Genomic DNA, 452 nt, shown 5'->3' on the forward strand with positions numbered 1-452 from the left:
TCCTAACTTAGCGTGACGTGACCGGCTGGCGGAGCGATTTTTCGCGTCTCCGCATCGGCGCGTCCTTCCCACCAAGAGGACCTGGCTGCGTCGCTTCGCCAGGACAGAAGTCATGCACAAAAGACAATCCTTGGTTGTCGATCGACTGAGTGCGTCGATTGAGGAACTACACCAGACCTTCGGTGCCTGGAATATCGCCATGGCGCTCTTCCGGGCCATCCGGAAACAGAGCCAGACAACGAACCGGATCTCCCATCTTTCCGATCGGATGCTGCGTGATCTCGGGCTACCGGAAAGGACGGAAGACCCTGTCGAACGCTTCGTCCGTCCTTGGAAGACCTGGCTTTGAGCGCGGTTTCGGCCTCGGCGCCTTCGGGCGCCGGGCCGTTTGCCGATCCGGCGTCACGTCGCCAAGCCTGACACGACTGGCAGGCTCGCACAGCAGCAGGAGC

1 protein-coding gene is annotated in these 452 nt (G+C 61.3%); it reads left to right on the top strand.

Annotated elements, in window-relative coordinates:
- Positions 1-112: 112 nt before the first annotated feature.
- Positions 113-349, top strand: coding sequence for a hypothetical protein (locus AC1D0P_RS29430; RefSeq protein WP_477679964.1), 237 nt, complete (start codon positions 113-115; stop codon positions 347-349).
- Positions 350-452: the final 103 nt, after the last annotated feature.

It is taken from the genome of Polaromonas sp. P1_G2 (assembly GCF_056405515.1).